The sequence below is a fragment of the Halomicrobium sp. IBSBa genome, from assembly GCF_017612575.1.
GTDB lineage: Archaea > Halobacteriota > Halobacteria > Halobacteriales > Haloarculaceae > Halomicrobium.
In genome coordinates this window covers 1293376-1299894 of sequence record NZ_JADPQC010000001.1, presented here as the reverse complement: position 1 = coordinate 1299894, position 6519 = coordinate 1293376, and the positions used below count along the sequence as shown (strand labels likewise).

The following is a 6519-nucleotide window of genomic DNA, read 5'->3' as shown; positions in this document are numbered from 1 at the left end:
CCACCCACCCCCACCACCCTTCCTTTCCGTTTTCGACCGTCGAGTGACTCGATACGGCGGATGTGTTCTGCTTCGTCCACGCTGCCGGCGGTACGAGGCGTCGTCACACCGAGGGAGAGATACCGCGACACGGCGACGGTGTCTCCGTCCACCTCTGCAGACCATCGCTACCTCGGTGTGACCAGCGTCTCGACGACGTGACGGCCGCCAGTGTCCAGTCGTATCCCCGTACTGTGTGTCGTGGCAACAAGGGTCGATACCAATAGAGCTATATACTGGTGTGGTATACCATAGCATGTATGGCGACCGCACCGAGTACCGACGACATGATCGACGAGTTCCTGTCCCAGCGGGGTCACGACGTCGAAGCGACTGGTTGGGAAGAAAGCTACAACAAGAAACAGTGTCCGGATTGTGGCGGTCTTCACGACGGATCGGCCACAGAGTGCTCGGTGTGTGGCTGGGGGCCCGCTAACTGACTCTCAGCAGCACACACGTCTACAGTAACAATTGAAACGATTTACACACCGATCGCACTTCCGCCGTGCGGTCGGGTGTGCATTGATTTTCAGTAGCTACCATAGCTGTCCTTCCTACCGGAGTCTGCCGGCTCGTCTCGTAGCAACATGTCTTCGTAGTGGCGGCTGTCGGTCTGTGAACTTTCGCGGTGCTCGTAGCGTCACCGTCGCTCTCGAACGTCGAGAGGGGGGAGAGAGTTGGGGGGTCAGTTCTGACGGAGTTACGCGTCGTCGAGTGACGCGTGCAGGAACATACCGATCGCGAGGTGTTGATACACCGCGCGTTCGATGCGTTCTCGAGCAGCGGGGTCGTCGCTGATCGAGTACTGCTTGGTCTGGACGAGCTCGTGCATCTCGAGGAGTCCCTCGGAGTCGAGCTCGTGGAGTCGGGGGTAGACCGTTCCTGGGCTCAACTGGGCGTCGAAACACCGCTCCAGTTCGTCCATCAGCTCTGTGCCGTGCGTTTGATCGGTCGAAGACGCGATCAACGCGAGGAGGATCTCGTCCAGGCTCTCCGTCACGAGACTCTCGTCGATGGCAGCGTCGCCATCCGCGAGGGCCTCGCCGACCGAAGACAGTAGCGTCTCTGGCACGCCGTCACGATTCGATCGGTCGGACGACGTCTCGGTGTCGTGCCCGCTGACGAGGGGGGTCAAGCGCTCGTCGGCGCTGGCGTGTCCCGCATCGCCCGTCGAAACGTGACGGAGTTCGTCTTCGGTCATGTGGTCACCTGGAGTCGATCCGCAATCTGACGTAGGGCGGGTCCGTGCATAAGTTCCCGTCAGTGTTTTCTGGATCTGAAAGAACCCCGTCGGCTGAAAACGCTTATATGATGAGAGGAGAAGCATTCCGGTAGTGAACGACGAGAAGAGCATCGAAGAGATCCTCGACACGATCGGCGACCAGCACGCCAGGCAGGTGTTGGCCGCGATCAGTCGCGAGTCCCAGTCGGCGAAGGAACTCGCCGAGGAGTGCGATATGTCGCTGCCGACGGTGTATCGCCGCATCGAGATGCTCACCGAGTACGAACTGGTGACGGCTCGCACACTCGTGGCCGACGACGGGAACCACTACAAGGTGTACGAGTCGAACTTCGAGTCGACGGTCATCTCGCTGGAAGACGACGAGTACAAGGTCCGGATCTACCGCGAAGAGAACCTCCCAGACCGCTTCAGTCAGCTCTGGGACGAACTCAACCCCGACTAGGTGGTAGGTAGGATGGTCGACGGCGTCGTGATCGCGAGTGGATTGCTGGCACTGTTACGGATGGTCGTGTTCGGCCTGACGCTGGGGATCACTCTGATCAGCTTCCAGGCTTACCGAAAGCGTCCCTCCGAACGGCTCCAGGCGGCTTTCGTCGGCTTCGCGTTCATCAGCATGGGAGTTGCAGTTTCGAGCGTCATCACCCAGCTCAGCGTCGGCGACGCCGGGGAGACGACCCGCCTGTTCTTCCAGTTCGCGGAGACGATCCCTTTCATCATCGGCTTCAGCATGCTGTATCTCTCTCTGTACCGGTGACGGTGCCGGCTGTCTGTGTGCGATCCTTCCGACGACGGCGTCCATAGTGATACTACCGGCTGTACATCTGTGACCGATTTCGCCACCCCGGGGTGGCGAAGATCCTCACGAAGTGACAGCCGGCAGTATGAAGCACGGTCCGAGTCTCGTACGGAGAGAGCGGATCGCAGCCGACGAGAGTGGTCACGTCGCGGTCGCCCCGGCCGTGTGAGCAGTGTGTGGCTGCCACGACTGGAACGATCATTATGTAAATCGGCGATACTTATATTAGCGATAACCAGTATGGGTTAGATTGGGAGAGAGCCCATGCCAAAGTGCCAGAACTGCGGTTCGTTCGTGACCAAAGACTACGTACGCGTGTTCACACCTCAAGAAGACACCGACCCGCGGGTCTGTCCCGACTGCGAGGACATGATCCGTGACGGCGCAGACGTGCGGGAGGCACGGTCTCCCCGACACTCGTAGGACGCCTTCGTTGTCGTCTCCGATCTGTCTTGTCGCGTCGTCAGCGACGCCGAACACCCACCCGTAGAAAGCACGTCGTTTATGAGTGAGCGGCTCGTTTCTGTGTGCAATGACTGACACGACCCCGCAGGTGGTTCGGCTGTTCGGCGGTCCGGGGAGCGGGAAGACGACGGCGCTGCTCGACCGCGTCGAAGAACTGCTGTCCGAGGACGACGCCGACGTTCGCGACATTCTGGTCGTCTCGTACACGCGTGCGGCCGCCGCCGAGATCCGCGAACGACTGGCCGAACGACTCGACATCAACCCCCGTTCCCTGAAGGGCAACGTCTGTACGATGCACGCGAAGGCGTACGAACTGCTCGACCTCTCTCGGGGCGACGTGGTCGGGGAGTCCGACAAAGAGGCGTTCTGTGACGAGTTCGGACTGGAGTTCGAAGACGAGTACGAGGGCTCTCGCCGCCGGTCGGCCCGCTCGACGACGCTCGGGAACAAGGTCATCGCCACGAGCCAGTGGCTCCAGCGCACTCGCCGGGACGTGGCCGACTGGTACGACGTGCCCTTCAAGTGGGACGAGGAGGAGGTCCGGCTCCCGCCCGATATCGACGACAACGCCCAGACGGGCAACAAGTACACGCCGACCTGGCCCGGCGACGACGACCGGCTGGACGTGCCCGAAGCGATCCGCGCCTGGCGCACCTACAAGGGCGACAACGACCTCACCGGCTTCGCAGACATGCTCGAACGGGTCAAGCAGCGATCGCTGCTGCCCAACGTCGAGTACCTCATCATCGACGAGTTCCAGGACATCACCACCCTCCAGTACGACGTGTACGAGGAGTGGAAACCCCGCATGACGAAGATCCTCATCGCGGGCGACGACGACCAGGTCGTCTACGCCTGGCAGGGGGCCGACCCCGATCTGTTGCTGGAGGAAGACGTCGACGTCGACGAGATCCTGCCCAACTCCTACCGACTGCCGTCCTCGATCCTCAACGTGGTCAACCGCGAGGTCCGCCACATCGAGAAGCGCCAGGAGAAAGACCTCAATCCGCGCAAGGAGGGCGGCGAGGTGTTGCCGATGTTGAACCCCTCGATGCTCGATCTGGTCCGCGAGATCCGCCGGACCGTCGACGACGACGAGGGGACCGTGATGATCCTCTTTCGGGCGCGGTACCAGATGTTCCAGTTCATGGACGAGTTCATCGGCGAAGGGATCCCCTTCACCTGCCTGACCGACCAGCGGATGTGGACCGACCGACTCACCGAGTACGTCCGCGGTGTCGAGGCGCTCGACGCCGACGAACCCCTCTCCGTGCTGGAGGGTCGCCGGCTCGCGGACATGCTCGCCGACTCCGCTTTCGGGACCGGCGACCGCGACGACCTGTTCGACGAACTCGACGAGATCGCAGACGCCAGCGAGGAGGACGACCTGGCGGACATCGAGATCGATCCGGACGTGATCCGCGAACACGCACCGTTCGCGCCCGACCCGCGGGCCGCCGCCGACATGCTCCGGAAGGTGACCAACTTCCAGGAACGGACCGTCGAGGCGTACTTCCACGGGGAGTACGCCGGCATGGACGCCGACCAGGTCCGTCTCGGGACGATCCACTCCGCCAAGGGTCGCGAGGCCGACCACGTGTTCGTCGGCACCGACCTCACCGAGAAGGTCGTCGAGCAGATGGCCGCACAGGTCGAGCAAAACGACCGCCACGTGCCGGGTGACGAGGAGTTCACCAAACACACCGACCCGATCCCGACCCTGACCGACAACGAACGGCGCGTGTTCTACGTCGGCATGAGTCGTGCCCGCGAGCGGCTCGTCCTGATGGAGAACCTCGTCGACGGCGCACCGACGCTCCCCATCGACGTGATCCTGGAGAACGAACCCCAGCCCGACCCGCCCGAAGAACTCCTCCTCGAAGCCCAGGAACCGCTGCCGACGCCCTGACGATTTCGGTCTCTGAGACACTCCGGCGACGCGAGGGCATCGTCGACCGCTCGTCGTCTCGATTTTCCCGACATCGCCGGCCGACTGGCAGACAGACGCCTAGTCGTCGTCTCGTACGACCCACCCGACTGCCCGCTCGGCGGCACCGGTCGCCACGTCGTCCGGCGTCGTCACGTAGTAGGGGACGAACACCATCAGCGCCGCGACGGCCAGATAGCCCAGTCCGGCGAGGGTGTCGCCGTCCGTGAGCGTCTGGAGGCCGAACAGCCCGACCGACGAGGCGAACAGCACCGAGCCGGCGAGGCCGACCAGCTCCAGAATCCCGCGTGGCATGGGCCAGCGTACGCGACCGTCTGGCAAAAGCCGTTCGCCACGTGCGTTCCATCTCCGTTATCCATAACTCTCTTGTGACGACTGTACCAAGCGGTGGTATGTTCACGGGAATCGTCGAGGCGACGGGCGAAGTGCGGGCAGTCGAGGACACGGCGGACGGCCGCCGGCTGCGGATCGGCACCGACTTCGCGGACCTCTCGCACGGGCAGTCGATCAGCGTCAGCGGCGCGTGTCTCACCGTCGAGGAGTTCGAACCGGGTGAGTGGTTCTCCGTGTTCTTGGCCGAGGAGACGATCGACCGCACCTTCTTCGACGCCGTCGCTGCGGGCGACACGCTGAACCTCGAACGCGCGATGCCGGCCGACGGGCGCTTCGACGGCCACATCGTGCAGGGCCACGTCGACGCGACGGCGACTGTCGAAGCGATCGAGCGGGTCGGCGGCGAGGACGGCGACTGGCGCTTTACCTTCTCGCTGCCCGCCGACGTCGAGCGCTACGTCGTCGAGAAGGGCTCGATCACCGTCGACGGCATCAGTCTCACCGTCGCCGACCGCCGCGAGGATGCTTTCGCCGTGGCGATCATCCCGACGACCTACGACGTGACGACGCTCTCCGAGAAGTCTCCCGGCGACGCCGTCCACCTCGAAGTCGACGTGGTCGCGAAGTACGTCGAGCGGATGGTGTGATCAGGGATCGAACTCCGTCAGCTCCGGATCGGGCACCTCGTTCGCGTGTGCCCGCTCGTAGGCCCGTTCGTAGGCGTTGAACTTGCGCAACAGCAACGCCCCGAACACGCCGTCGTAGACGAGGACGAACCCGAGGAAGGCAAGCAGCGGCGAGACACCGGTGAGCACCGAGACGACGGCCGGGACGACGCCGACCAGCGTGTTGTAGGTGGCGTGGATCAGCGACGCGACGATGAGTCCCTTGATGACGATCGGGCCGGCGTGTTCGCGGTTGAACTTCGCCAGTCCGAGGTAGTAGCCGGCGAACGCCGAGTAGATCACGTGGCCCGGACCGGCCAGCGAGCGCAGGAACGTGATCGAACCGGCCTCCATGACGGCGTTGGCGACGGTCACGCCCGCGTCGGCGTTCTGGGTGATGTACAGCGCGTTCTCGATCGTCGCGAAGCCCAGTCCGGCGACTGCACCGTACACCGCCCCGTCGATGACGGCGTCGAAGCGGTCGCTCCGGTAGGCGACCAGCCGCACCGACAGCAGCTTGACGCCCTCCTCGACCGGGCCGACGACGAGGAAGTAGAAGAGGACGGTACCGACGATCGACGCCAGAAAGCCCGACCCGATCCCCTGGACTGCGGGGCCGAGGCCACTGTTGGCGACACCGGCGAAACTGGCGAACAACACTCCGAGCGCGAACGTCGCGACGAGCAACGCCAGTGGCTCTTTGGTCGTCACGTCGGTGTACCAGGCGTAGGCAGCCAGTGCCAGCGCCGGGATCGCAGACAGCACGGTGAACACGCCGAGTACCGGATTCGCCAGCGCGCCGAGACCGCCCACGAGGAACTGTGAGAGCAAGATCGCGATGGCTGCGAGGACGACGAATCCGCGCAGCGAGTACACCAGCGCGGCGTAACAGAACCACGCGACGCGATCGAGCCACGACCTGACTTCCCACTCTGAAACGTCGTAGAGGTCCTGTGACCCGTCGTCGCGGATCGACACCGGATCGCGGCGTCTGTCTCCCATGTCTCCGGTAAGGGAATCCCTGCACCTA

General features: G+C 63.6%; 9 protein-coding genes. 6 read left to right on the top strand and 3 right to left on the bottom strand.

The genetic code is table 11. The features are described 5' to 3' along the window. The first annotated feature begins 299 nt into the window (after positions 1-299). Positions 300-479, top strand: a complete 180-nt coding sequence (locus IL252_RS17575) for an HVO_0416 family zinc finger protein (RefSeq protein WP_153554630.1) — start codon at positions 300-302, stop codon at positions 477-479. A gap of 260 nt (positions 480-739) precedes the next feature. Here the strand turns inward: IL252_RS17575 and IL252_RS06680 are convergent, their stop codons facing one another. Further along, positions 740-1240, bottom strand: a complete 501-nt coding sequence (locus IL252_RS06680; RefSeq protein ID WP_208627344.1) for a PadR family transcriptional regulator — start codon at positions 1238-1240, stop codon at positions 740-742. Between the two features lie 133 nt (positions 1241-1373). Between IL252_RS06680 and IL252_RS06675 the strand changes: the two genes are divergently transcribed. From IL252_RS06675 to IL252_RS06660, 4 genes are all read left to right on the top strand, one after another. Next, the gene (locus tag IL252_RS06675; protein WP_012808086.1) at positions 1374-1724 is read left to right on the top strand and encodes a helix-turn-helix domain-containing protein; all 351 of its coding nucleotides are present in this window, start codon (positions 1374-1376) and stop codon (positions 1722-1724) included. Positions 1725-1736: 12 nt separating this feature from the next. Next, a complete protein-coding gene (locus IL252_RS06670) occupies positions 1737-2036 on the top strand; it encodes a hypothetical protein (protein ID WP_208627343.1) in 300 nt (99 codons plus the stop codon). A 306-nt stretch (positions 2037-2342) separates the two neighbouring features. Beyond that, a complete protein-coding gene (locus IL252_RS06665; protein WP_012808084.1) occupies positions 2343-2501 on the top strand; it encodes a hypothetical protein in 159 nt (52 codons plus the stop codon). A 109-nt stretch (positions 2502-2610) separates the two neighbouring features. Further along, positions 2611-4452: a UvrD-helicase domain-containing protein gene (locus tag IL252_RS06660; RefSeq protein ID WP_208627342.1), complete on the top strand. Its 1842-nt coding sequence runs from the start codon at positions 2611-2613 to the stop codon at positions 4450-4452. A gap of 99 nt (positions 4453-4551) precedes the next feature. Here IL252_RS06660 and IL252_RS06655 read toward each other — a convergent pair whose 3' ends face one another. Continuing rightward, the gene (locus tag IL252_RS06655; RefSeq protein WP_170092765.1) at positions 4552-4785 is read right to left on the bottom strand and encodes a hypothetical protein; all 234 of its coding nucleotides are present in this window, start codon (positions 4783-4785) and stop codon (positions 4552-4554) included. Between the two features lie 98 nt (positions 4786-4883). Between IL252_RS06655 and IL252_RS06650 the strand changes: the two genes are divergently transcribed. Then, positions 4884-5471, top strand: a complete 588-nt coding sequence (locus IL252_RS06650; protein ID WP_208627341.1) for a riboflavin synthase — start codon at positions 4884-4886, stop codon at positions 5469-5471. Here the strand turns inward: IL252_RS06650 and IL252_RS06645 are convergent, their stop codons facing one another. Further along, complete coding sequence (locus tag IL252_RS06645; protein WP_170092763.1) at positions 5472-6491, bottom strand: PrsW family intramembrane metalloprotease; 1020 nt, start codon at positions 6489-6491, stop codon at positions 5472-5474. It abuts the gene before it with no gap. Positions 6492-6519 lie beyond the last annotated feature (28 nt).

Excerpts from the sequence above, each read along its gene's own strand:
- IL252_RS17575 (WP_153554630.1), top strand. The coding sequence starts at position 300 with ATGGCGACCGCACCGAGTACCGACGACATGATCGACGAGTTCCTGTCC.
- IL252_RS06680 (WP_208627344.1), bottom strand. The coding sequence starts at position 1,240 with ATGACCGAAGACGAACTCCGTCACGTTTCGACGGGCGATGCGGGACAC.
- IL252_RS06670 (WP_208627343.1), top strand. The coding sequence starts at position 1,737 with ATGGTCGACGGCGTCGTGATCGCGAGTGGATTGCTGGCACTGTTACGG.
- IL252_RS06665 (WP_012808084.1), top strand. The coding sequence starts at position 2,343 with ATGCCAAAGTGCCAGAACTGCGGTTCGTTCGTGACCAAAGACTACGTA.
- IL252_RS06660 (WP_208627342.1), top strand. The coding sequence starts at position 2,611 with ATGACTGACACGACCCCGCAGGTGGTTCGGCTGTTCGGCGGTCCGGGG.
- IL252_RS06655 (WP_170092765.1), bottom strand. The coding sequence starts at position 4,785 with ATGCCACGCGGGATTCTGGAGCTGGTCGGCCTCGCCGGCTCGGTGCTG.
- IL252_RS06650 (WP_208627341.1), top strand. The coding sequence starts at position 4,884 with ATGTTCACGGGAATCGTCGAGGCGACGGGCGAAGTGCGGGCAGTCGAG.
- IL252_RS06645 (WP_170092763.1), bottom strand. The coding sequence starts at position 6,491 with ATGGGAGACAGACGCCGCGATCCGGTGTCGATCCGCGACGACGGGTCA.